The 23,108-nt window shown below is 36.1% G+C and carries 24 protein-coding genes and 2 pseudogenes; 9 read left to right on the top strand and 17 right to left on the bottom strand.

Annotated elements, in window-relative coordinates:
• Nucleotides 1-101 precede the first annotated feature (101 nt).
• From QNH29_RS14395 to QNH29_RS14385, 4 genes and pseudogenes are all read right to left on the bottom strand, one after another.
• Entirely contained in the window at nt 102-926 is an 825-nt protein-coding gene (locus tag QNH29_RS14395; RefSeq protein WP_283865432.1) for a nucleotidyltransferase domain-containing protein, read from the bottom strand.
• A gap of 201 nt (nt 927-1,127) precedes the next feature.
• A pseudogene (locus QNH29_RS30425) lies at nt 1,128-1,274 on the bottom strand (contact-dependent growth inhibition system immunity protein); the annotation flags it as partial.
• Between the two features lie 166 nt (nt 1,275-1,440).
• Entirely contained in the window at nt 1,441-1,974 is a 534-nt protein-coding gene (locus tag QNH29_RS14390) for a hypothetical protein (protein WP_283865431.1), read from the bottom strand.
• A gap of 576 nt (nt 1,975-2,550) precedes the next feature.
• A complete protein-coding gene (locus QNH29_RS14385) occupies nt 2,551-3,393 on the bottom strand; it encodes a MerR family transcriptional regulator (RefSeq protein ID WP_283865430.1) in 843 nt (280 codons plus the stop codon).
• A 121-nt stretch (nt 3,394-3,514) separates the two neighbouring features.
• Between QNH29_RS14385 and QNH29_RS14380 the strand changes: the two genes are divergently transcribed.
• The 4 genes from QNH29_RS14380 (at nt 3,515) to speB (ending at nt 8,755) form a co-directional block, all read left to right on the top strand.
• Complete coding sequence (locus QNH29_RS14380) at nt 3,515-4,903, top strand: APC family permease (RefSeq protein WP_283865429.1); 1,389 nt, start codon at nt 3,515-3,517, stop codon at nt 4,901-4,903.
• Between the two features lie 26 nt (nt 4,904-4,929).
• Complete coding sequence (locus QNH29_RS14375; protein ID WP_283865428.1) at nt 4,930-6,402, top strand: aldehyde dehydrogenase family protein; 1,473 nt, start codon at nt 4,930-4,932, stop codon at nt 6,400-6,402.
• A 55-nt stretch (nt 6,403-6,457) separates the two neighbouring features.
• Complete coding sequence (locus QNH29_RS14370) at nt 6,458-7,642, top strand: iron-containing alcohol dehydrogenase (protein ID WP_283865427.1); 1,185 nt, start codon at nt 6,458-6,460, stop codon at nt 7,640-7,642.
• Nucleotides 7,643-7,756: 114 nt separating this feature from the next.
• Complete coding sequence (gene speB, locus QNH29_RS14365; RefSeq protein ID WP_283865426.1) at nt 7,757-8,755, top strand: agmatinase; 999 nt, start codon at nt 7,757-7,759, stop codon at nt 8,753-8,755.
• A gap of 423 nt (nt 8,756-9,178) precedes the next feature.
• On the opposite strand, the gene QNH29_RS14360 is transcribed toward speB, so the two are convergent.
• Both QNH29_RS14360 and QNH29_RS14355 read right to left on the bottom strand, forming a co-directional pair.
• On the bottom strand, nt 9,179-9,697 hold the full coding sequence (locus QNH29_RS14360) for a GNAT family N-acetyltransferase (protein WP_283865425.1): 519 nt from the start codon (nt 9,695-9,697) through the stop codon (nt 9,179-9,181).
• A gap of 109 nt (nt 9,698-9,806) precedes the next feature.
• Nucleotides 9,807-10,166, bottom strand: a complete 360-nt coding sequence (locus QNH29_RS14355) for a hypothetical protein (RefSeq protein ID WP_283865424.1) — start codon at nt 10,164-10,166, stop codon at nt 9,807-9,809.
• 86 nt (nt 10,167-10,252) lie between these two features.
• Between QNH29_RS14355 and QNH29_RS14350 the strand changes: the two genes are divergently transcribed.
• Complete coding sequence (locus tag QNH29_RS14350; protein WP_283865423.1) at nt 10,253-10,390, top strand: hypothetical protein; 138 nt, start codon at nt 10,253-10,255, stop codon at nt 10,388-10,390.
• Between the two features lie 110 nt (nt 10,391-10,500).
• Here QNH29_RS14350 and QNH29_RS14345 read toward each other — a convergent pair whose 3' ends face one another.
• Nucleotides 10,501-11,361 (bottom strand): PrsW family glutamic-type intramembrane protease, encoded by an 861-nt coding sequence (locus QNH29_RS14345; RefSeq protein ID WP_283865422.1) that lies wholly within the window; start codon nt 11,359-11,361, stop codon nt 10,501-10,503.
• Complete coding sequence (locus QNH29_RS14340; protein WP_283865421.1) at nt 11,337-11,576, bottom strand: hypothetical protein; 240 nt, start codon at nt 11,574-11,576, stop codon at nt 11,337-11,339. Before QNH29_RS14340 ends, QNH29_RS14345 begins: the two co-directional genes overlap by 25 nt.
• 300 nt (nt 11,577-11,876) lie before the next feature.
• Between QNH29_RS14340 and QNH29_RS14335 the strand changes: the two genes are divergently transcribed.
• Nucleotides 11,877-12,347 carry a DinB family protein gene (locus tag QNH29_RS14335; RefSeq protein WP_283865420.1) on the top strand — a complete coding sequence of 157 codons (471 nt, stop codon included), beginning with the start codon at nt 11,877-11,879 and terminating at the stop codon, nt 12,345-12,347.
• Nucleotides 12,348-12,710: 363 nt separating this feature from the next.
• On the opposite strand, the gene QNH29_RS14330 is transcribed toward QNH29_RS14335, so the two are convergent.
• Nucleotides 12,711-12,839, bottom strand: coding sequence for a hypothetical protein (locus QNH29_RS14330; RefSeq protein WP_283865419.1), 129 nt, complete (start codon nt 12,837-12,839; stop codon nt 12,711-12,713).
• 130 nt (nt 12,840-12,969) lie between these two features.
• Nucleotides 12,970-13,488 carry a hypothetical protein gene (locus QNH29_RS14325; protein ID WP_283865418.1) on the bottom strand — a complete coding sequence of 173 codons (519 nt, stop codon included), beginning with the start codon at nt 13,486-13,488 and terminating at the stop codon, nt 12,970-12,972.
• 580 nt (nt 13,489-14,068) lie between these two features.
• Here QNH29_RS14325 and QNH29_RS14320 point away from each other — a divergent pair.
• Nucleotides 14,069-14,371 carry a hypothetical protein gene (locus QNH29_RS14320; protein ID WP_283865417.1) on the top strand — a complete coding sequence of 101 codons (303 nt, stop codon included), beginning with the start codon at nt 14,069-14,071 and terminating at the stop codon, nt 14,369-14,371.
• A gap of 190 nt (nt 14,372-14,561) precedes the next feature.
• On the opposite strand, the gene QNH29_RS14315 is transcribed toward QNH29_RS14320, so the two are convergent.
• The gene (locus QNH29_RS14315; RefSeq protein ID WP_283865416.1) at nt 14,562-15,185 is read right to left on the bottom strand and encodes an FMN-binding negative transcriptional regulator; all 624 of its coding nucleotides are present in this window, start codon (nt 15,183-15,185) and stop codon (nt 14,562-14,564) included.
• Nucleotides 15,186-15,317: 132 nt separating this feature from the next.
• Between QNH29_RS14315 and QNH29_RS14310 the strand changes: the two are divergent.
• Together QNH29_RS14310 and QNH29_RS14305 are read left to right on the top strand one after the other, a co-directional pair.
• Nucleotides 15,318-15,960, top strand: a pseudogene (locus QNH29_RS14310) (YczE/YyaS/YitT family protein).
• A 122-nt stretch (nt 15,961-16,082) separates the two neighbouring features.
• Nucleotides 16,083-16,481, top strand: a complete 399-nt coding sequence (locus QNH29_RS14305; RefSeq protein WP_283865415.1) for a YkvA family protein — start codon at nt 16,083-16,085, stop codon at nt 16,479-16,481.
• Between the two features lie 197 nt (nt 16,482-16,678).
• Here the strand turns inward: QNH29_RS14305 and QNH29_RS14300 are convergent, their stop codons facing one another.
• The 6 genes from QNH29_RS14300 to QNH29_RS14275 all read right to left on the bottom strand — a co-directional run bounded on the left by QNH29_RS14300 (nt 16,679) and on the right by QNH29_RS14275 (nt 23,049).
• Entirely contained in the window at nt 16,679-17,374 is a 696-nt protein-coding gene (locus QNH29_RS14300; protein WP_283865414.1) for a hypothetical protein, read from the bottom strand.
• A 47-nt stretch (nt 17,375-17,421) separates the two neighbouring features.
• Nucleotides 17,422-18,450, bottom strand: a complete 1,029-nt coding sequence (locus tag QNH29_RS14295; RefSeq protein WP_283865413.1) for an IS1595 family transposase — start codon at nt 18,448-18,450, stop codon at nt 17,422-17,424.
• A 148-nt stretch (nt 18,451-18,598) separates the two neighbouring features.
• The gene (locus QNH29_RS14290; protein ID WP_283865412.1) at nt 18,599-19,291 is read right to left on the bottom strand and encodes a YhfM domain-containing protein; all 693 of its coding nucleotides are present in this window, start codon (nt 19,289-19,291) and stop codon (nt 18,599-18,601) included.
• Nucleotides 19,275-19,802, bottom strand: a complete 528-nt coding sequence (locus QNH29_RS14285) for an RNA polymerase sigma factor (RefSeq protein WP_283865411.1) — start codon at nt 19,800-19,802, stop codon at nt 19,275-19,277. Before QNH29_RS14285 ends, QNH29_RS14290 begins: the two co-directional genes overlap by 17 nt.
• Before the next feature lie 238 nt (nt 19,803-20,040).
• Complete coding sequence (gene ltrA / locus QNH29_RS14280; protein ID WP_283865585.1) at nt 20,041-21,333, bottom strand: group II intron reverse transcriptase/maturase; 1,293 nt, start codon at nt 21,331-21,333, stop codon at nt 20,041-20,043.
• A gap of 642 nt (nt 21,334-21,975) precedes the next feature.
• Entirely contained in the window at nt 21,976-23,049 is a 1,074-nt protein-coding gene (locus QNH29_RS14275; RefSeq protein WP_283865410.1) for a PrsW family intramembrane metalloprotease, read from the bottom strand.
• Nucleotides 23,050-23,108 lie beyond the last annotated feature (59 nt).

Here is a 23,108-nt window from a genome sequence, read left to right as displayed (position 1 = left end):
TCTTGTGAAGATTGACAAGGTTTCTTTTTATAATTATAGATATAACTAGTAACAATCGGAGATATTCTAGTCGTCCTTCCTCAGTCTCGGTATTGTTTTTATTATGGCTTTGACGTTAAAAGCCCCTCTGCAGTTAAAAGATTGTCTAAGTTATCAGCCAGCTTATTTACTTGGATTAAAATTCTGTCGTCAAAACCGCAAATGCTGCTCAATAATTCATTTAAATTTTCTTCCATATCTAAAGGCAATTTAGCTCCTTTTTCTTTTAATATTTTTACTAATTTCTTTTCTCCTGGATGTGGCATTTCATTAATCGCAAACAAAATGTCAAAGTAACTGGCCAATAAAGCTGCCACCCTATGGTTAATGCTTACGTAATCATTTCTCTTAATGGCTTTTTCTATTTGAAAATAATAGGCAGGCATCTGGTCCCTTAACAACGGATAATTTTTTCTTACAATATCTAACTTTAATGCTTCAGGATAGTTAATATTGTATTTTTGTTGAAGGTTTCCAGCCTTATTGTGTTTATCATACAGAATTACTGACGTTATGAAATTACTCCAAAAACAAGTTGTATATCCGACATCTGCTTGACATTTAATTAATGTTCTCTCAAGTTGTGCATCGATCCAATCAAGATCCCGATAAATAATTTCGATTGGGGTATTTACGTCTCTAATAATACCATCATCTTCTGTCTCCCAAAATTGATTATTTATCTCTACGTAATCACAAAAACCATTCATGATTTCTTCTCTTTTTGTTACTGTAATTTCCTTATTTGAATAGATATATAAATCATAATCGGAGTTTTCATCTTGAGTGTCTATTGTGTGAGAACCTGCAAGCAGTATGGCTTCTACCTCCTGTAATTTTGAAAATTCGTTTACAATAGCATTTAATATTGCGTTCTCTTTAAACATTGACCTCATACCCTCTTTCAGTTTAATTACTATTTCTTTTTTACCCTATTCATCCTTCAATTTTTCCTTCTAATATATATGCATTTATCCAATCCCCCATGGTAAAAATAAAAAAAGGTACAACCTTTATTAAGTCCTAGGTTGTACCTTTTTTTTGGTATCATTGCCTTCAAATTTTCGAGTTACTTCATCCATATTATTCTATATATATTTACGTTTTCCTCCAAAGATGCCTTCATGCTCATTCCAGGTGCCATTATCGACTTTTAAGACTTGTTCAAGTAAGTCTCCCTTAACTAAATCCCCTTCAACCAAAGGATTTGTTACAAGTGTTTCAAGGGCTAATAGAACAAGATATTTCTAACCGATTTTTTGTCCAATCATTATTCTTAAATCTTCAACTGTAAAATCTTTTAATTTCTTTTCTAATTTCCTGACACTTATGTATTAAATTAGATTGAATATCCGACTCTTTCCATTTTGTATCTGTCGATAATCTAAGAGCCTTTACATTCTATTGATTAAGTTCATCTATCGTCTTGAATATTCTTGAATATACTTCTTTTATGTGTTCATCTGTTTTTTTATCATTATACAAACCGTATTTCCAACTTTTTAACGAATCATCTTCAGTTAAAGTAAGAATCCCAACAGCATAGCTTTGACCAGCAGTCCAATTCCAAGACTCATTATATGCTGTTTCTTTTACGGTAAAAGGAATATGATTATTAGCTGAAATAAAAAAGAATGGAATTGATGAATTTAGGTATACGTCTGCATATTGGCTTTCAGCAGCCTCTGAAAGATTATTTTCCCTGATAAATACTGCGTCATATGACTTCAGTACTTCACTTGTCATTCCATCAAATGAGATTTCTGTAAATATCACTTGTTCCTCATTTACTTCTGGAGCTTCTCCAACCACCGCTATTTTTAAAGGTTTTCCTCCATACAACTCAAAGTCAGGACTTTGAGTGCAAGCTGTTAGTGCGAATAATAGTATTAGCAGTATAAAAGTTAAATAGTTTTTTGCTTTTTTTCTATACACATACACCCCCCCTTATGCATCAAATTATACCATAAACTCCCATATTTCTTATTGAAGTATTCTGCTCCATTAGTGCAATAAGAAAAAAGAGATCGCCGCAGCCATCCCAATATTTAACTCTTGCACCCGTTAACTTAAGTACATTTTTTTCACAATCTTGTCTCCACTTTTAGATAAGGAACCATAATGGCCTGATTTTACTTGTATGGATAATAGTGTGGTATTTTAGATTGAAACTCTTTTAAATTCACTATGAAGTTATCATTATTAAATTAATGATACACCATCAAATCCCCCACCCTCTGCCTCATATTCACATTTAAAGTACCATTCAACAGCATTTAATTTGCCTTGATGAAGAAATTTCTTTATATTCCAAACGAAAACTGTTCCTCGCTTATTCCAATCGTCAAACCAGCTTTCTATTGTGTCTAATCCGTGATACTCAGGTCCGTAACATTCAGTTTAGACTACGTTGGGTCGAAGGTTTTTCTTAGTAATAAATTGTTTTTATTTATCCAAGACTGAAAATAGTTTTCTATAACCCGTTCTCGTTCAATCATTATATTCCCGCACCTAAATTTGAACTGGAACTTGAATTTCGAATGTAATCTCATTTGGTTTATCTGTGATTGTAATATCGACGTGCATAATTTGCAGCGCATCGCCGGTTATGCGATATCCAGTTTCATCAATATATTCCAATATCTTACTCAAACTTTCACTTCGATTCCATAATAATTCCCCGTTATAACGAATACACGCGAATAACCCTGCAGGAACCGTCATTTGACACTGTTTTGGTATTTTTTCTTTATTTTTTGCCACTACAAAAATAATGGAAGGTTCTTCAAATCGTTTCTCTCTAAGATCCGCTTCCTGGATGATAATGCCTAGTCTATTACTAGCCAGAATTGGTGTCTTCTCGGTGAGCATATTCTCTAACCTTATAACACCATAACTGAGTTCCAAATTATTATTTATTTTTTCATTTAAGGTAATTAATTTCCTTCTTCCTATTTCGCGGAAAAACACCGATTGAAGTTCTTTTTCTTTCGCTACATGCTCCAAGTATCCAATTTTCCCCCGAATATTTTCCTCCAAGTCATGTAACTCGTTCAGTTTTGAAACAAGTTCCGAATGCTTGGTTTTCAGAATATCCAAAGACTTATTAAAATTACGTTCATTAAAATAATCCTTTATTTCGTCCGTACTCATCCCAAGTTGCCTCAACTCTTTAATGGTCCCTAAAACTTCATATTGAAAAATAGAATAGTAGCGATACCCCGAATCGGGATCAACATATTGAGGTTTGAATAGGTCAATCCGATCATAGTGGCGTAAAGCCTCCGTTGTTACCCCTCTTAACCTCGCCATTTCACCAATGGTTAATTTTTCCTTTATTTTCAGTGAAATCACCCCCCTAAAAAAAATATTATACACCTATTGACCTTTGTGTAACAACAAGGTTTACAATAAAAATACGAAATCTTCTAAATCATCTAAGAATTAAATTTATTAACACAGAGGGAGTTGAGTTATGAATAAGAAAGCGCTTGCAAGAACACTTACTTTGTCACAGGTTGTTTTTTTAGGGATTGCATGGAATAACCCCATGGTGTTTTTTAATACCTATGGAATTGCTGCCGTTACCTCAAGAGGTGTTATTACGACTGCATACATTATTGCTTTTCTAGCAATACTTTTTACAGCTCTCAGCTATGGCAAGATGGCAAAAGCCTACCCGATCTCAGGTTCAGCCTATTCCTTTACGCAAAAATCTATTAATTCTGAGGTTGGGTTCATTGTTGGTTGGACGATTATGCTTGATTATATGTTAACGCCTATGGTTACCTGCTTGATGTCCACTGTCTTTTTAAATGCTGTATTTCCTGGAATCCCGCATTATGTGTGGGTAATTGTTTTGACTGCAAGCATCGTATCTCCGAGCATACTAGGTGTGGAGATATCAGCAATAACGAGTAAAATTTTTGTTATTGCTCAAGTCATTTTTGTTTGCCTTTTCTGGATATTAACCTTCAAAAGTTTATCAGAAGGAGTAGGGACGGGTAGTCTTTTCTCAATTAAGCCATTGTTTGATGCAGATGTTTCCTTGTCCGTTATCTTGGCAGGTGCTACCATTCTTTGCTTTAGCTTTCTTGGTTTTGACTCACTCACCACTTTATCAGAGGAAACAATCGATCCCGAAAAAACAATTCCAAGAGCCATTATTATCATGCTATTGTTTATCGGAGTTTTGTATATTGGCTCTTCTTACTTAGCACAATTGGTGCATCCGGGCATTTCATTCAAACATGCTGATTCTGCAGCCCTTGAAATTGCGGTGCTTGTCGGAGGAAATTTATTTAAGTCCATTTTTATTACAGCAGTGATTATTGGTAATTTCTCTTCAGGAATCGCTTCAATCACAAGCGCATCGCGAGTGTTATATGCGATGGGACGAGATTCCGTATTACCCAAAAATATATTTGGATACATTCATCCTAAATTTAAAACACCGTCACTTGGCATCATTGTGATTGGCGTAGTTTCTTTACTCGCTATTCCTTTAACCCTAGAACAAGTTATCAAGTTTATCAATTTTGGAGCGTTAATTGCCTTTACATCTGTAAATCTGTCTGTTATAGCCCATTATTTTATAAGAAATCATAAGCGTTCTTTTATGGATTGCATTCGGTACCTATTATTACCACTCATTGGCGCAGCGTTTACGATATGGTTATGGTCACATTTAGAAATGGAGGCGTTGATTCTCGGGGGCATCTGGATGGCATGCGGCTTGATTTATCTTGTCTATTTGACGAAATGGTTCCGCAAACCACTTCCTGAGTTTCATTTTGATAAAGAAATGATTCCACAAAATGTCCAAGACATTGATCGAGAGGTTATCCCTCAACAGGTAAGGTAAAAATAACATACTGGAGGTTTGTAAAAATGTTGAAGTTGAAAATGTTTATTAATGGTGAATGGATGGAGTCATTAAGTGGAAATAAGAGTCATGTTGTGAATCCTGCAAACGGTAAAATTATGGCTGAGGCTGAGCAAGGAAGTAGAGAAGAAGCCCAAATGGCGATTAATACTGCACGAATAGCTTTTGACTCCGGAATTTGGTCAGACTTACCGGCATCTGAACGTGCAGCCTACTTATTTAAAATAGCGGATAAGATTGAAGAAAAGGCAGACGAGCTTAGCAAACTTGAAACTGAGAATACGGGAAAACCCCTTAAAGAATCAGAGTTTGATATTGCTGATACCGTGAATTGCTTTCGATACTATGCTGGGTTAGTGACAAAGCCAAATGGTCAAACGTATTCTGTTGCCGATCCTGTGCAAGCCATGGTTATTCGGGAACCTGTCGGTGTATGTGGACTTATCGCTCCATGGAATTTTCCATTGTTGACGGGCGCCTGGAAAATAGCCCCTGCGCTTGCTGCGGGAAATACGCTTGTATTTAAACCTGCTGAAATCACCCCGGTCACCACTTACAAATTATTTGAGATCATGGAAGAAGTGGGGATACCGGCTGGTGTTGCAAATCTAGTTTTAGGAGGTGGTTCAACAGTAGGAAATGAGATAGCGGAAAGCCAAAAGGTGGACTTGATTTCTTTTACAGGTAGTACAGCAACGGGTAGAAGCATCATGAATTCAGCAACAGGAAATATTAAAAACCTTTCACTCGAACTAGGCGGCAAGTCGCCAAATATTGTTTTCGCTGACGCAGATTTTGAGACAGCCATCGATTATGCTTTGAATGGGATCTTTACCAATGCCGGCCAAGTATGTAATGCGGGATCCCGTTTACTGTTAGAAGCGAGCATTCATGATAAGTTCATTGCTAGATTGGTAGAAAGAGCGAAAAAGATTCAGGTTGGCCCTGGGATTGATTCGTCTACAGAGATGGGTCCGCTTGTAAGTGAAGACCATATGAAGAATATCCTTGAATATATTCAAATTGGCTTAGCCGAAGGGGCTACGTTAGCTTGCGGCGGCAACCGTATTACAAGTAACGGGCTTGAAAATGGTTATTTTTTTGAGCCAACAATATTTGTTGACACCAAACCAGACATGAGAATTGTTCAGGAAGAAATCTTTGGTCCAGTTCTTGTCGTTCAAAAGTTTAAAGATGAGGCGGAAGCAATCCAGCTGGCAAATGATACTTCATACGGGCTTGCAGCAGGTGTTTTTTCACAAGATGGCGCCAAAGCTTTGAGGGTTATTAAAAAAGTAAGAGCCGGAATTACTTATGTTAATGCTTATAACCTCGCCTATAATGAGGCACCGTGGGGAGGTTACAAGCAGAGCGGGATTGGCCGCGGGTTAGGAACCTTTGGCTTGGATACGTTTACTGAGGTAAAACAAATCAATATTAATTTAGATGTTAAGCCAACTGAATGGTTTAGTAATTAATTAAAAATACAACTTTTAAATTCAAAATATTAAAAAAATAAAGGAGGAATTTATTATGTTATGGGATTTTCATTTTAATCTGCCTACTTCTATAGAGTTTGGGAATGGGAAAGTAAAGAATATTGGGAAAAGGGCAAAAGAATTAGGTGGAAATAAAGCCCTTATTATTACAGATAAAGGACTTGCACAAACAGGAATTTTAGAAAAAATCACACAGTCATTAGATCAAGAAGGTGTCAATTATATTGTTTATGATGAAATATCACCTAATCCAAAAGATGTAGATTGCGAGAGTGCTTATCAACAGTTTAAAAACGAGAACATCGATCTCTTAATTGGTCTTGGCGGCGGAAGTTCAATGGATACAGCCAAAGCAATTGGGACACTTTTTACACATGGAGGAGAGCTAAGAGAACGTTACGGCGTAAATTTACTAGAACGGGATATCCCACCACTAATTTGTATTCCGACAACTTCAGGTACCGGTAGTGAAGTTACAAGAGGTTCTGTCATTACGGATACCTTGACGAAACAGAAGGAGGCGATACTAGATTTGAAAATCGCTCCTAAACTGGCACTTGTTGATCCTGAATTGACGTTAACATTGCCTAAATCGATTACAGCAGCTACAGGAATGGATGCACTCACACATGCAATTGAAGCTTATACCTGCAAAGTTGCTCAACCTCTTTCTGATGCTTTGGGACTATATGCTATTGAATTAATAGCCAAATACCTTCCATTAGCAGTAGAAAATGGTCATGATTTAGAGGCTAGGAAAAATATGCTTTTGGGTAGTTTAGTTGCAGGTATCGCCTTTGATAACACGGATCTTGGGGCTGTACATGCGATGGCCGAACCACTTGGAGGACTCTATGATACTCCACATGGAGTGGCGAATTCTATTTTTCTTCCACATGTATTTGAATTTAATATTCCTTCAAATCCAGAAAAGCACGCCATGGTAGCTATCAAGCTTGGGGCAAATCCTGAAGGAAAAACTATTGAAGAAACGGCGTACGAAGGTGTTGTGCTGTTAAAAGAGCTGGCAAATAAAATCGGCATTCCTAGCTTCCGGGATTTAGGCAATGTAAATACCGAAGACTTCCCTTTCCTAGCCGAAGGAGCCTTTAAACATTTGTGTACTCAGGCGAATTCAAGAGATCTGACAAAAGAAGACTATCTGAACTTATTTCAAAAGACTTATGAGGTGAAAACCACAACTTTAATTGAAAATTAATAGTTTAAAAAGTATAGAAGCAAAATTTAAAATCCTTGGTTAAGAACTTGCCCACCGGCAGAAAACCTTGCAGTAGGAAAAGCGAGGATGATAATCTAGAAGGAGGCAGCATGAATGTCTAATCGTGATGAAAAACAGTTTTTAAATTTACCTTTTACAGGCATTTGTACTTTTGGAAAATACCCAATATGTGCGAACCTGAACCAGCTTGACGCAGATGTGGCGGTCATTGGGGTGCCAAATGACATGGGTACACAATGGAAATCAGGAGCAAGAATGGGCCCTAGAGGAATCCGCGAAGGATCTACATTATATAGTTTCGGTCTTGATGGGGCTTATGATATTGAAAACGATATTATGTACCTTGGGCCTGAATGGAAAGTTGTCGACTGTGGGGATGTAGACATGGTACACGGGGATATTATGCAGAGCCATGAGAATACAGAAGAAGCAATCCGAAAAATTATTTCCAAAGGTGCTATGCCAGTTGTATTAGGCGGCGATCATTCCATCACAGCAGCAGTTGGAAAAGGTCTTAAAGACATAGGTCCGTTTCATGTGATTCAAATTGATGCCCATTTAGACTGGGCGGATCATCGCTCAGGAATGCGGTATGGTCACGGAAATTGCATTCGCCGCTTATCTGAGCTGGATCATGTTCAGAAAATATTTCAGTTTGGCATTCGCGGGATCAGCAGCAGCAAAAAAGAAGACGTCGAGGCAGCAAGAACATATGGCAGCGTGATCCTATCACCGCGTCAGATGAGAAAGATGGGGCTTAAGGAAGTGCTGGAGCTAATTCCTGCCGGCGAAAAATATTATGTAACGATTGATATTGATGGAATCGATCCGTCAATTGCCCCTGGAACAGGTACACCTTCTCCAGGCGGCCTCCTCTACGATGAGGTTAATGAATTGCTTAAAGGGATTTCCAAAAGAGGAGAAGTAATCGGGTTTGATTTAGTAGAAGTTGCCCCTCCATATGATCCAACGGGCATGACAGGACAAGTAGCAGCCCGTATTGTACTAGACTTACTAAGCTATGTATTAAAAGAAAAAGAGAAAAAAGTGAATAAAAAATACGAGAAAGAAAAAGAAGAAATGCAATTTTAACGGGATTGGTTCCTACGGGAGGAATAAATGTTAATTAAAAGAGAGGTACGCAAAAAGCGTTCCTCTCCTTATTTATATAGACTCTAGGCATTCGCCGAGTTAGATTGGGCAAGGAGTTTAGACCACTGGAACTTCCCCAGTAGCCCCTCTCAGAACCGGACTTGAACCTCTCAGCTCATCCTGCTCCCATTATTCAGCCGTAGATTACTATGTTTCTTTCATTATGAGAGATTTTTCCTTCTTGAAGTAAACTGCACTTTAGTTGAAGAAGAAAAAAGCCTTACTCCTTATTGAAGTAAAGCACCCGTTACTTTAAGTACAGAACTTCACAAACAAACTATGGAATAAGAAAAAAAGAGGTGCCACATCACCTACTATTCTTTAACTCAAGCCCTTCTAGTTCAACAAGGCATATTTTTATTTTTATTCCGTACATAATACAGAGACATCTTTCCATCCATAAGCAACATCATCTACTACCATTCCTCCAAACTCACTCTTCCTATGAAGATATTCCTTTCCTCCCATACGTTCATAAAAACCAAGACCTGATTTATTTCGTTCCATTACCCACACCAACATAGAAGCAATGCCATTTTCTTTAAAATGCTTGGCAATAGCTGAAAACAGTTGTTTTCCTACACCTAATCCTCTACATTCCTGTAATAGATAAAGTGAGTATAATTCTCCATCAAAATTTTCTTCATTAATGCTTTTACCTGATGCAAAACCAATAATTTCACCTACATCATTCATTGCAATATAAATAAAGGGTTCATTTTCGTGATTTAAAAAATTAAGCCATTTTTGTTCTGCCTCTTCATACGATAATCTGTCTAAATAATCGTCTGATACTAAACCTGGATAAGTAGTCTTCCAACCATCAACATAAACTCTAGCTATTGATTTTATATCTTCTTCACTTGCTTTTTTAATCTTCACACAATCACCTCTAAGTAATCCAATGACATTATTATAACACTCTTGTTTCACTAACCTGCTTTGTTAGCTTAATAAATAGGCGTTAACCCAAAGGATTAATGCTTGAGTTTTAATCAGAATATCCTCTACCAATAATCTCCTGGGTTTCTATGCTTGCGTATACTAAAATACTGTTAATGCTATCAGTAATTGGAAAATCAACAATATACACTTCCCGACCCATATATTCGCCTTTATCAATTATACCCATACCTGGTTTTAAGGTTAGCTTACTTACTCTTGCATCTTTCCAGGAACCTCTTATACTTTCCTTATCTGCACCATTAAGTTGATTCCAAACGCTTTCCCTGACATCTTTCTTTATTACTTCTTCAGATTTCGGTTTTGATGCATTGGTTTTTGGGGAGGTAACGTCTTTACCTGAACAAGCTGAAGTTCCAAACAACAAGGAATTAATTAAAAGTAACATTATGATATTTTTTATTTCTTTCTCCCCCGTACAATATATGGATAAGTTTAGGATACCACACAATATATAACAACTATAAAGTGGTTGTGAAATTTCTGAGAAATCCCTATTCCGCTAGTCAAGTAGAAGCGAGCCTTTATCAAGCTCCCTATGAAGTTATTGTTAAGCTAACCTGCCCGCTAGTTCAAGAAAGCCATGAAAAAGTGGCATTAATGCTTGTTTGATTTATACCATTGGTAAAATGGAAAAATGTGTGAAGGTGTGTTACGATTCCCTTCGTTATAGGGTTTTATATTTAAATACAAAAAGAGCATTTCTCAGGAGCGAAGAAATGCTACTCTATATGGGATATTCTTAGATCATTTATTTTTCCTATCTCCTTAAGACCTGAACGGATGAGAAGAAAAACAACGATCCATGAAGCTATCATTAGAAAAATATGTCCATAGGGGAACATTCCTTGTATAGGAGTATCCCATAAAGCATGTAGCACAACCACTAATATAAAGACACGTAAAAATTTAATACGGAATAGCATTCTTAGGTTAAATGGATGGTCCCCTTGTACTCTGCAGAATGCTGCACCAGTCAGAGCCGCCCAGGCAACATGTCCGCCAGGTGCAAAGATACCTCGGATCATAATCGTCGTGTAGAGATTTGCTCCATCCCCTGTAAGCAATGACCTTAGAGCATACCCCGCGGTTTCAAACGCTGCAAAACCTGCTCCAACCGCAGCACCGATAAGAAGTCCGTTTAGTATATATTTATATTTTCTGTATCGAACAAATGCAATGACCATCATTGCTTTAGCAAGCTCCTCAACGATTCCAATCGTAATTGGATTTATATTGTTTTTGAGAATATCGAAAAAAACGATGGCTGCTAGCATGGATAGAATCCCGCCGGTCAACACGTAATAGATAACCCGGTAAAAAGCAATATTTTGTGGTGCATTCATCTCCCAGAAGAACATCAACGTTGAAAAAGGAACAGCAAATGCACCAACAATAATCACTCCAGGTATAAAGTTCAAATTACCAAAATAGTTAACACCTATGTAAAAGCCTGCAAAGATAAGCAGAGCAATGATGAACACCCTGGCAAAAAGCCAAGGTTTTGGCCATGTATCTCTAACTTCCGAAATCTTCGGTGTCGTAAGCGCTGTTCCTACTATAAACAGCCTTTCCGCTTCCAATTCACTATGCTTACGGAAAACACGCGAAATATATTTTGAAATTTAGGCTCAATCGACCGTTCAACATTTGGAACCATATCCACATAATGGGCAAATTCATAAAAAAAGATGTTTTCATCATTTTGTGACCCATTGTTTTTTAAAAATATTTCGCCGCAGCTTAAGCAGAACTTCACTTCATCAGGATTGGAATACACACATTGCGGGCATTTCAAAAAAACTTACCCCCTCATAATAACAGAAGTTTTGACGACCATTCATTCGTACAGGTAAAAATATCCTCAAAAAGAGTATGCTCATAAATAGGTATATTAATTAGTTTGATAAAAGGAGGTACTTCCCAAATGTTTTATTAAAGTACCCAGCTCTTTAGCTTAACTACAATTCTTCACAATACTTCCTAAATGCGACATAAATGTATCTGTGAAAAAATTAACTAAATATTTCTCCTTTTTCATTGGCACGAACATTCATTCGTGTATAATTAAGATATTCTAATAAAAGGAGGAATTTTAATGAATTCTATTGATTTAATTATTTTAAACTTTAATGAAATTAGGAGAAGAAGCATTAAAGTCTGGACCTCTATTCCTGATGAGAAACTCCATTGGAAGCCAGATGATGAAGCAATGAATTGCCTAGAAATGATTAGACACGTACTAGAAAGTGAACATTACTATCACTTAGCAATTGAAAATAGAGGGAGTTTGTCCGTTTTCAATTCTCCTTTTGAAAATCGTCCATTTACCTCTGTAAATGCCGAATTGAAATATGCTGAACCTTATAGAAAAGCGTTCATAGATACAATCAAGTCATTTTCTGAAGAAGACTTAGAAATTATAAAGATTGACCGCTCTGATTCAGGTTACATAAGAGATTTAGGCGACATGTTATTACGTGTTGGCTATCATGAATCTATTCATACGGGTCAGTTATTGGATTATTTAAGAACGGCAGGTGTTCCAAGAGTCCGTATCTGGGATTAATTCACTCCAATGGTGCTACCACAATAGTGATGCACCTTATTTATTTCACAGACTAGTTCTGAATCACCTTTCATGTTTTCCCCATTTTTGTTTTTAATCCCCAATCGGGTTAAGCCCTCGAGTAATAACTATTTTACTATCGTCGCAATTTGGTTGAAATGGACGTAAAAAGAAAGGGATTTTGATTCCGCTTGTTCTACTAACGGTACCCGTTAGCACAAAAAGCAAAAAAGAGACCGTCAATTTCAAGAAAATGCTCGAACAAACCTGCTTCGTGGGTTAAAAAAAAGGCTGCCGTAGCAACCTAGTTAGAAAATTTACAAATAAAATAGCCAAGACACCATCGGAGGCGCTCCCATTCTTTTATTGTTTTTTCATTTCGTTAACAATTTCGTTAATGCGTTTTTCTACCTCATAAAGGTTCTGTTGCATCCGATCACGCCGGCTGGTCAAGATCTGCAATTCCTTTTTTAATTCCTCTATTTTGCTCATGATTTCACCCCTAGTATGCTAGTAACCGCCGGTAACGGAACCCTGAGAGATTTTAAACCCGAATCAATATTAGTTTGGAAAACAGGCTAGAATGTTTGGCATACCTGTTTAGTTTTACATTATTATCAAATTAATGTAATTCATAAAATCCCACTGAATATCCACCAACATCCGTACCGTTAGCACTTAACATAAAATTTTTCCCAGTAACGTCAGATACTGCTTTTGCCGCTTCTTGAGGATTGTTGATGATAATTAAATAGTTAACATTAGCAGGATTATAAAAGTCAGCATCAACATCCCATAATATCATATTTAGGGAATATTCATCCAGCCATTTCATTTGTGAATTGCTATCTGTTAAAGCATATCCACCTTTACTCACTAAGTAGTTGGATAGGCCTTCTTTAATGTCCATTAAAGTTGGAACCGCATTGTCTGGCGGGCTCTTTTTAACTTGTCCATACCCTGTCCCTTTACCCCCATATTCTCTACCAATAGCTTTTCCTTTATTTGTTTTTTTCGATCCATCAGTTACGTTCATTTGGTTAATAGCTACGTTGTTATCTGTGATTTGCTGTGTTGTTCCACTATCATTACATCCTGTAAGTGCTAATACAAGAACTAGTCCAAATCCAAATAATTTCATGATTGGTTGCCTCCTAAGGTGTTTATTTTATTATCTATCTGTAGTTGATTAAATATTTAATTATGAAATCTTGGGCGTTGTAGGTACAAAGCAGAAAATTTAACAGAGGTCGCATGGTAGTTAAAGAAACTGACGGGGTATGAATTGTTGATGGTATCGGTGCTTATCAAGGGGCAGCAGCGTACTTTAGAAAGACTGTTAGAATGTCCATCCACCTGCTCCTTCCATAGAAAAAAGCGTCAATACATTTATTTACAAAAAATAGGAAATTTGTCCTTTCTACTATTTTCCAAAGTCTGATATAGTCATTTTGTGATAGTAAATGAATATTTTAAATATTCTTTTATTGCGAATATGGGAGTTTTCAGGAAACGATTAGACCCGAAGAAAGATATCTTTGTTTCATTGATGGGACCGCTGATTCCCTTTCTATTCGGTTATTTAGTATTTACTTTCTCTCAAAATGAATTAATCCAGGTTATAGGCATCATATGGATGTCTAATCTTTTTACTCTTTTTTCAACAGATGGTAAAAATATTAGAGATAATATAAAAAAATGATGAGAGGAGCGATTTTAAAATGAAAAAGCGAGTGATTGACGCAAATATTTTTATTGTGAGCTCGATTATTTTTACAATTATTATGCTTGTAACACTTGCAATGGTAGATCTTAAATTAGGAACAAAATTAGGCGAAGGAGTCTTTTATATTAAAGGACATTATAAAGAAATGACGGAGATTGGCGGGGAAATGAAAAGTACCACTGTTACAGAACAAGGTCCTGGGGTTATCACCGTTCCTTTAGCTCTTAGTCTCTTAATCACTTTAATCGCAGCGATATTTCTTCCGAAAAAAAAGAAGGATGAAAAAGTAGTAAAGTAACTCCCCCTCCCCATTCAATAAAAAATAAATATCAATTCGTTTAAACTCATTCGTTTATCTATTACGGTTTTTTCACACACGCTACCCGTTAGTGTAAGTACATTCCTTCACAATCCTGTAAGGGAGCTGCCCGATATGACAGCTTCCTTCCGTTCTTTATTCTTCCATCTGAGAGTTGAATAAATGTTGCTTATCTTTGATTTTTTAATCTCTTTTTCATCAATTCTGCCATTTGTATCGAATTTGGATTTCCTTCACTTTTTAATTTATCAATTATGTTCATATAATCAGTTTCATTTCGGTTCTGACTTAATTTATATGCAGCCTGTATATCTCCCACCTTAATCTTAAATCCAACTATACCTTTTAGTTCACTTTCTAAGAGATCAGGAGAAAGTTTATTCCATAAAACAGGATTTTCACGATTTTTTTCATATTTTTCAAGCATTATTGTTAATTCTCCTATTAATTCATCTTTCTCCAAAATGCTTGCTTTACCATATATATGGACAGCTTGATAATTCCATGTTGGGACTTCTTCATGACCATACCAAGATGAAGAAATGTAAGCGTGCGGTCCCTGAAACATAACTAGAACTTCTTCACAGGTTTCAAATGTTCTCCACTGAGGATTTCCATAAGCCAAATGCCCAGTAATATAGTATTCATCACCTTTTTTATTTAATCGCAAAGGCAAATGAGTGGCAATTGGTTTCCCTTTTTCTGTTGTAACAATCGTGGCAAAAGAGTTTTTTTGAACAAAATCCCAGATTTCATCAACATTTTTAACCTTAAAATATTTTGGAATATACATAATAAGCCTCCTTTCGTTGCTCCAACCGGGGCAGGAAAAACAAATTTGTTGCAAATACAATAAAAAATCTATATAGTAAATTTAACTTAATTTTATTGCATTTGCAACAAAATAACGAAGAGGGTGAGTAAAGTGAAATATGTTTTTTATGTAGTAGGAATTTTAATATTAACCCTTGGTATTTCTCTCACAATAGAATCAGACCTTGGAACTTCACCTTTTGATGCAGTTTTGGTAGGACTGTCCAAAAATGTGGGGCTAACGGTAGGTAGTTGGGAAATCATTCTAGCTTTTATATTAATCGGTTGTAATTCATTGTTAAACAGACAAAGACCTGAAGTTTTTGGGTTGTTAACAGCCTTTATAACTGGTATTGGTATTGATATGTGGCTGTTCCTTTTGAACGATTTGATAACACCTGAACTATGGTACAGCAAAATTGTTTGTTTTGGAATCGGCTTAGTTTTTATAGGATTAGGAACGGCAACCTATTTACACACCAACTTTGCACCCATTCCAATTGACCGTTTAACGTTGATCATACAAGAATTAACTAGAACCAATATATTTTTTTCAAGAACATTGATTTACGTTGTTTTCTTGATACTGGCATTGATTTTAAATGGACCAATCGGCGTTGGCACTTTATTAACCGTTTGTTTAGGGGGGCTAATATTGAATTACTTTATGCCAGTTACTGAAAAAGTATTAGACCGCGTATTAACACACAAGTACATCACCACATTATGATAAAGATAAAAACCATTCAATATAGGATGGTTTTTGTTGTTCTTATTCCACTATGCTGCTCCGATGGTTGAATAAGCACTAACCCAATAAATGGTTTCAACTCTCTCTTATTTTACTTTATAATTATTACTACCAAGGGGGAGTTAGATGGAACAAGAAAATACTTTAACAAAATTAAAAAGCTACGCAAGAAAACTAAAACAAAATTTATTTGTTCTTTATTTATCATACAAAGATAATAGAGTACCTTGGTTCGCTAAATTGGTTGCTATTTGTGTTGTTGCTTATGCTTTTAGTCCAATCGATTTGATTCCTGACTTCATTCCTGTATTGGGTTATCTAGACGACCTACTTATTGTTCCCCTGGGTATTTCACTGGCATTAAAATTAATACCACCTTACATTATTGAAGAAAACAGAGAAAAGGCAGAGGAAATTAGAAAAAGTGGTAAACCCAAAAACTGGTTTGTTGCTGTACTATTCATCATAATTTGGATTTCACTGGCGTTTTGGGTTGGTAAATTATTATACGGTATTTTTTATTGAAAAAAGTCCTTCAAAAGTTATCCATTAATTTAGAATTTGCTATCTGAAGCCTATATTAAAAATATCATCCAAGTCCCATAACAAGGTAGAAAGCAGTTAAACCCATTATCTTTGCTTTAGACTTTTTATTTTCTAGGCTCTGTTAAATTTTAATGTTGATATACACGAAAATTAAAAGGACTGTAAAAAGTCCTTTATTATTCGTAATAATAAGAATTGGTCCAATGGTAATCTTTACCCCTTTTTTTACACCAATTAACAAAGTCCTTGGTTTGTTCGTTTTTAAACATCTTCCAATCATTCAGCAGCTCTCTATAATAGTTGAGTTCGCCTTCATTATTTTTTCTGGTTTGTTGACATTCAACCTTGTTGTTTAACTGCTGAGTCTCAGTAATAAGTCTAGAATCTTCTTCAATATCGCCAAGATACAAATCTTCAGATATATGATGAAATGAATACCAAAGAGAGTACAAATTAATATCAATTAGTTTTAATAAGGATAATTGTTCGCTACTTCCACCAAGTTCAAGTGCCTTGTTTAAGTATTCGAGACGTTTTTCTGTATGTAAAAACACACCATACCACCTATGTGGTCTTGGATCTATGGGATTGTTCTTCATCCAATCTTCGAGTATAGGCTTTAATAAATTTTCTTCTAAAGGATGAACAAGTAAATTGTGAATACTATCTGATACTTCAAATAAAGCAAATAGCCAACAAGCAAAATCCTGTTGTTTATCATTACTCCATTTCTTTGCTTCATCGATAAATATAGATAATACTTTAAAGGAATCCTTGCGTAATCCTTTTTCTTTGAGGACACAAAACTTTTTGAATAATGGATATTCATCCAATCTATCATTTTTCAAGACATTGGTTATAATATTTTCCATTTTGCACCTCCCATTTCGTTTCAAATTAGTCGTACATAAAGAATTTACTATATGTTAAATTTTGATAAACGTAAGCTTTCATAAGTATCAGTCATTTCAAAAACAAATGATGATAAAAGGAAATCTTTAATATTGTGCTTTGTGTTTTCATTACTGCGGCTATCAACAAACAAAAACCAGGCAAGGTAGTTGTCAAGATACTTCGTTGCAACGCCTTTAAATCGGTCTATCCATTGTTTCAAACGAGAATGGAGCCCATTAACATTTTGAATGTGATATAAACCCTTAATAACATATTTACCATCGTTTGATTTAATTCTGTAATGCTCAATACTTTTTTCTTTTGCGTATGTCTTATAGGCTCTCCAAGCATCTGTTACAAGCACATTTTCAGGTGTTAACTTTGAACCAATCATTTTTTCAACTTTGATTTTAACAATACGCCCCATACAGGCAACTTTTGAAACAGTTGCTTTTGTACGATCCCTGGCAACAAGTACGCAAACTTGTTCGTGGCTGATCCCTCTGTGTTTGGAGCTGCCGCCACGCTTACGAGGTTTACGTTCCGTAATGCCACGTTGACCTTTTTGAGAGTATAGGAAATAGGTCTCGTCAACTTCAACGATACCTTCAAACTGTTCAAAATCGATTTGTTTAAGTGCGTTCAACAGCTTGTGTCTCCAATAAAAAAGCGTAACCCAAGTAACCCCTACGATTTCAGCCGATTTCCGAAGGGAATAGCCTTTAAACATACAGTCAACAAATGTAATCCATTCGTTTCCTTTGCGAGTGCGGAACAAAACGGTATTAGTTGTGTCTGTAAATGTCTTACTGCAACTCTTACAACGATAGCGTTGACGACCATTGTACTTACCGAAACGAACAACGTGCTCAGAATTACAGTGAGGGCACTCGAACCCGTCTTTAAAGCGAGTCTCCCTCATTTCATTGATTAAACGACCGCCAACGGAGGAGGTAGGCTCAACATAGCGTTTTACCCATTGATAGACTTGTTCTTTTTTTATAGATGTTAATTTATCAATGTGTTTTAATAAATTGCTAAACGCCTTGTCCATCCTAACACCCTCCCCCGAATACTTGTTCTTATATTAATTATATAAGGGAATCAGGGAGGTTTCAATTATCAACATTTACCTTTAACAGAGCCATTTTCTAAATAAAAACAATCGGTAAAAGATCATTACCGAATGTCTATTTACTGGTTTATTTAACGATTGTGTTTATATCATCGATTAATTCTTTTGGTAGTCTATATAGTGTATGAGTATCATTTTCGTTCATAAAAGACCCACCATCATTTCCAACCCATAGTAAGTATTTTGATGTTACTTTGTCTTCAAATGTCAATATAAAAAGATAATTAGGAGATATCATATCAAAAACACCAACTCTTTTTTCTGCTCTTTGGATAGCATCCACTAAAGTTTGAAGTTCATTTGGGTATTCCTGATTATAAGAAATGTGTGGTTTCTTGACATCTAACATACTTTCGCCAACTCTTGAAACAGTTGCACTTATAACGGTTCGTCCACCCAATTTTACATTATAACTTTCAATTAAATTCTGTTCTTCTGCGGTATAAACAATTGTTTCATCCTTATTCTGTTTAGGTAACTCATGTTGATATATTTCTTTATTATTCCCCGCATTAGTTAAAGACTCAATGCTAACCTTCTGGCTAATAAATATAAAACCAATAAATAATACCGCAGCTAATGACCCAAATCTAACTGAGTGCCCAATAAATCTTTTAAATTTAGCCCTATATGATAGCTTACTTAAATCAGTAATGAGTTGTTGCTTTAATTCATTGCTATTGGCCTTTTTCCAAATAATATTTGATTCCAATTTATATAACTCAATATCTATTATGCTATCCTCAGACAATTTTTTCACTTAGATCACCCTCCTTCAATAACTTTTTTTCTAGAGCTTGGATTGCTCTAAAAAGTGTTGACTTTACTTTACTTTCAGACCATCCTAAAATGGTTGAGGTTTCCTCGATAGAGAACTCTTTGATCTTTCTAAGTATTATTACTTCTCGGTAAGAACCCTTAAGTTTAGCTATTGCATTATACAGTTCCTTAGAACTTTCTTTAATTTCTACTATTTCTTCTGGCAATGGCTTAAGGTCTTTTTTAAACAGAAGGAGATCTTGTAAAATGGTTAATGGCCTTCGTTTCCTAATGTAGTCAACAGTTATATTGTGAGCGATACTGAACAACCAAGTTTTAGGATTTGAATTTCCCCTAAATGAATCATAATTAACGTAAGCTTTCAAAAAGGTTTCGTGTCTTAAATCCTCAGCTGATTGATAATCTTGAATCATCATATAGATATATTTAAATATTGATTCGTGGAACTGTTCGTACCACTCTAAAACTTCTTTATCTCTTATATCAGACAAATTCTTCCCCCCATTATTTAACTTGATGTTTAGACGTTTAAATCAGTTAAAAGTTTTACTTTTATATTTGTTTTTATTAGTTCTTCTTTTGAATTCCTATACAGTTGTAGAGTAGAGAACTGATTTCAATGAGATAGCTTACGCTATCCTCATTTAATTTCAGCTCCCCCTCATCAAACCGTACGTGAAGTTTTCCCTCATACGGCTTTCCGATGTTCTTCTTTCTTGTGCTTTACGGTTAATTCCGTGCTAGCTTTACGATTAAATAATTTACTTCATCCTGAATAGTCTTTAAGTTACCATGTTTTCTTCTGTTGTTCTTTTTCTTATTGTAAAAGAGTGTGAGCCTTTCAAGCACATACCAGTCAATCTGATTTAGCCACTTAAATGCGATTGGTGAAATCTTGTAATAGTTCTTATACCCTTGCAGTATTCTATTTAATCCTTTTACCAATTCCTTAATGTCTAAATATAACTTGGTTCTTGGCTCTGTAAATGCCTTTATCTTTGCTCTCATCTTTTTCATGGCATTCTTCTTCGGAATATGAGCCATAGCGTAAAAGGGTCTTCCCCCTTTATTATGTACTTCGAATTTACGATTGTGGAAACCTAGGAAATCGAACCCCTCTTTATTATCAAACAAGTGGACTAGTCTTGATTTGTCCCGATTAATAGTCAAGTCTAGCTTTTTCATAATAGCCTGTAATACTTGTATACTCTCAATCGCTTGTTGTTTTGTTCTTGTTAATATTACAAGATCATCTGCATAACGAACTAGTTCTCCTAGGTGATGGAATTTCTTTAACCAGAGCTTGTCCAATGTATTTAGATAAATATTCGCTAGTAAAGGAGAAATCACTCCTCCTTGTGGTGTCCCCGTTAGGGGATTTCTAACATTACCTTCCTCCATTATCCCAGCACGTAGCCATTTTCGAATTAACTTTAGGATTCTGCGGTCATTGATTTTCTGTTCTATTAATTTTAACAACTTTTCTTGGTTTATGTTGTCAAAATACCCTTGAATATCAACGTCCACTACCCATGAACTTCTTTTGCTTGCCTCTCTTATGCTAGCCATTGCTTGGTGTGCATTTCTTTTTGGGCGAAAACCAAAAGAACATTCTTGAAAATCAGCTTCAAATATCGGTTCAATAACCAACTTTGTTGCCATTTGTACCACTCTATCTTTTATAGTCGGAATCCCTAATGGTCTCTTCTTTCCATTTTCTTTTGGAATATACGTTCTTAGTACAGGGCTTGGATTATATTTATTCTCTTTTAGCTGAGTATACAGCTCATTTAAGAATTTTCTTTCCCCGTAGTTAGTAACGATTTCTTCAATCGTTTGTCCGTCTACTCCTCCACTACCTCTCTTTCTTTTTACACGCTTCCAGGCTTCTAGTAATATATCAGGTCGATAAACTTTATCATATAAAGCATGAAACTTACGTTTCGGATTCTCCTTGGCACATAGATATAGTGTTTTCCAAAGTTCTTGAGCTTTTACATCGGTGTAGTTAGCTAATTTCATAGCATTCACTTACTCTTACCTCCTTTAAACACATGAACAAAGTAGAGGTCCTTCCCTACATCATGTTGTGTTGTCATGATAATCATTGGTACTATGACCTCCTCCGACTCCCTCTTTACAGTCCACCATTTCGCAATTGCTTATAGGCTTTCTCTTTCCTTAACCGTAAGGGTAAAGTAGGGTCTCCCCAGTTCCGAAACTTACTTTCTTTACATGTCGTTCCCCATACCCCGAGAGATTCTTGAGTGTTGTTCCAAGTTCTACACACCTTCCATGGTCTTCGCCCTTTGTCGCAAGGCTCGACTTCTCCTTGTCCTGTTTCCAGGTTGCTCTTGACGAGGCGGCAGGATTCACTTTATGTTACAACCTGTAAAGTTGCTGGCACAGGGCTTCAACCTTAGGATTACTCCACCAGCTGCCTGTCAGCTACTAGGCGACTTGGTTCTTACCTAGACTGGACTTCCACCAGTTAGCAATTAACGGCTTGCCTGGGCACGCCAACAAAAAGTGGCATTAATCCTTGTTTGATTTATGCCTCTGTCAAAAATGGAAAAATGTGTGATGGTTTGTTACGATTCGCTTCGTCATAGGGTTTTATATGACAAAAAACCAAAAAGAGCATTTCTCATGAGTCGAGAAATGCTAATCTATCTGGGATATTCTTAGAACATTTATTTTTCCTATCTCCTTAAGACCGGCACGGATGAGGAGAAAAACAACGATCCATGAAGCTATCATTAAAAAAATATGTCCATAGGGAAACATTCCTGGTATAGGAGTGTCCCATAAAGCATGAAGCACAACCACTAAGAGAAAGACACGTAAAAATTTAATACGGAATAGCATGCTTAGATTAAATGGATGGTCCCCTTGTACTCGACAGAATGCTGCACCAGTCAGAGCCGCCCAGGCAACATGTCCGCCAGGTGCAAAGATTCCTCGGATCATAATCGTAGTGTAGAGATTTGCGCCATCCCCTGTAAGCAATGACCTTAAAGCATACCCTGCGGTTTCAAACGCTGCAAAACCTGCTCCAACCGCAGCACCAATAAGAAGTCCGTTTAGGATATATTTATATTTTCGATAGCGAACAAACGCAATGACCATTATTGCTTTAGCAATCTCCTCCACAATTCCAATCGTGATCGCATTGATATTGTTTTTTAGAATATCGAAAAAAACGATGGCCGCTAACATGGATAAAATCCCGCCGGTCAATACGTAATAGATAACTCGGTAAAAAGCAATATTTTGTGGTGCATTCATCTCCCAGAAGAACATTAACGTTGAAAAAGGAACAGCAAATGCGCCAACAATAATCACTCCAGGTATAAAGTTCCAATTTCCAAAATAGTTAACACCTATGTAAAAGCCTGCAAATATAAGCAAAGCAATGATGAACACCCTGGCAAAAAGCCAAGGTTTTGGCCATGTATCTTTAACTTCGGAAATCTTCGGTGTCGTCAGCGCTGTTCCTACTATAAACAGCCGTTCCGCTTCCAATTCACTATGCTTACGGAAAACACGGGAAAATATATTTTGAAATTTAGGCTGAATGGACCGTTCAACATTTGGAACCATATCCACATAATGGGCAAACTCATAAAAAAAGCTTTTATCATCTTCTGGACCATTATTTTTTATAAACTTTTCCCCACAGCTTAAGCAGAACTTCACTTCATCAGGATTGGAATAAACACATTGCGGGCATTTCAAAAAAACTAACCCCCTCTTGGTATCAAAAGTTTTGACGCCCATTCATTTGTATAGGTAAA

The organism is Neobacillus sp. DY30, from assembly GCF_030123065.1.
In the GTDB taxonomy this organism is placed as follows: Bacteria; Bacillota; Bacilli; order Bacillales; family Cytobacillaceae; genus Neobacillus.
This window is presented reverse-complemented; position numbering and strand designations above follow the sequence as displayed.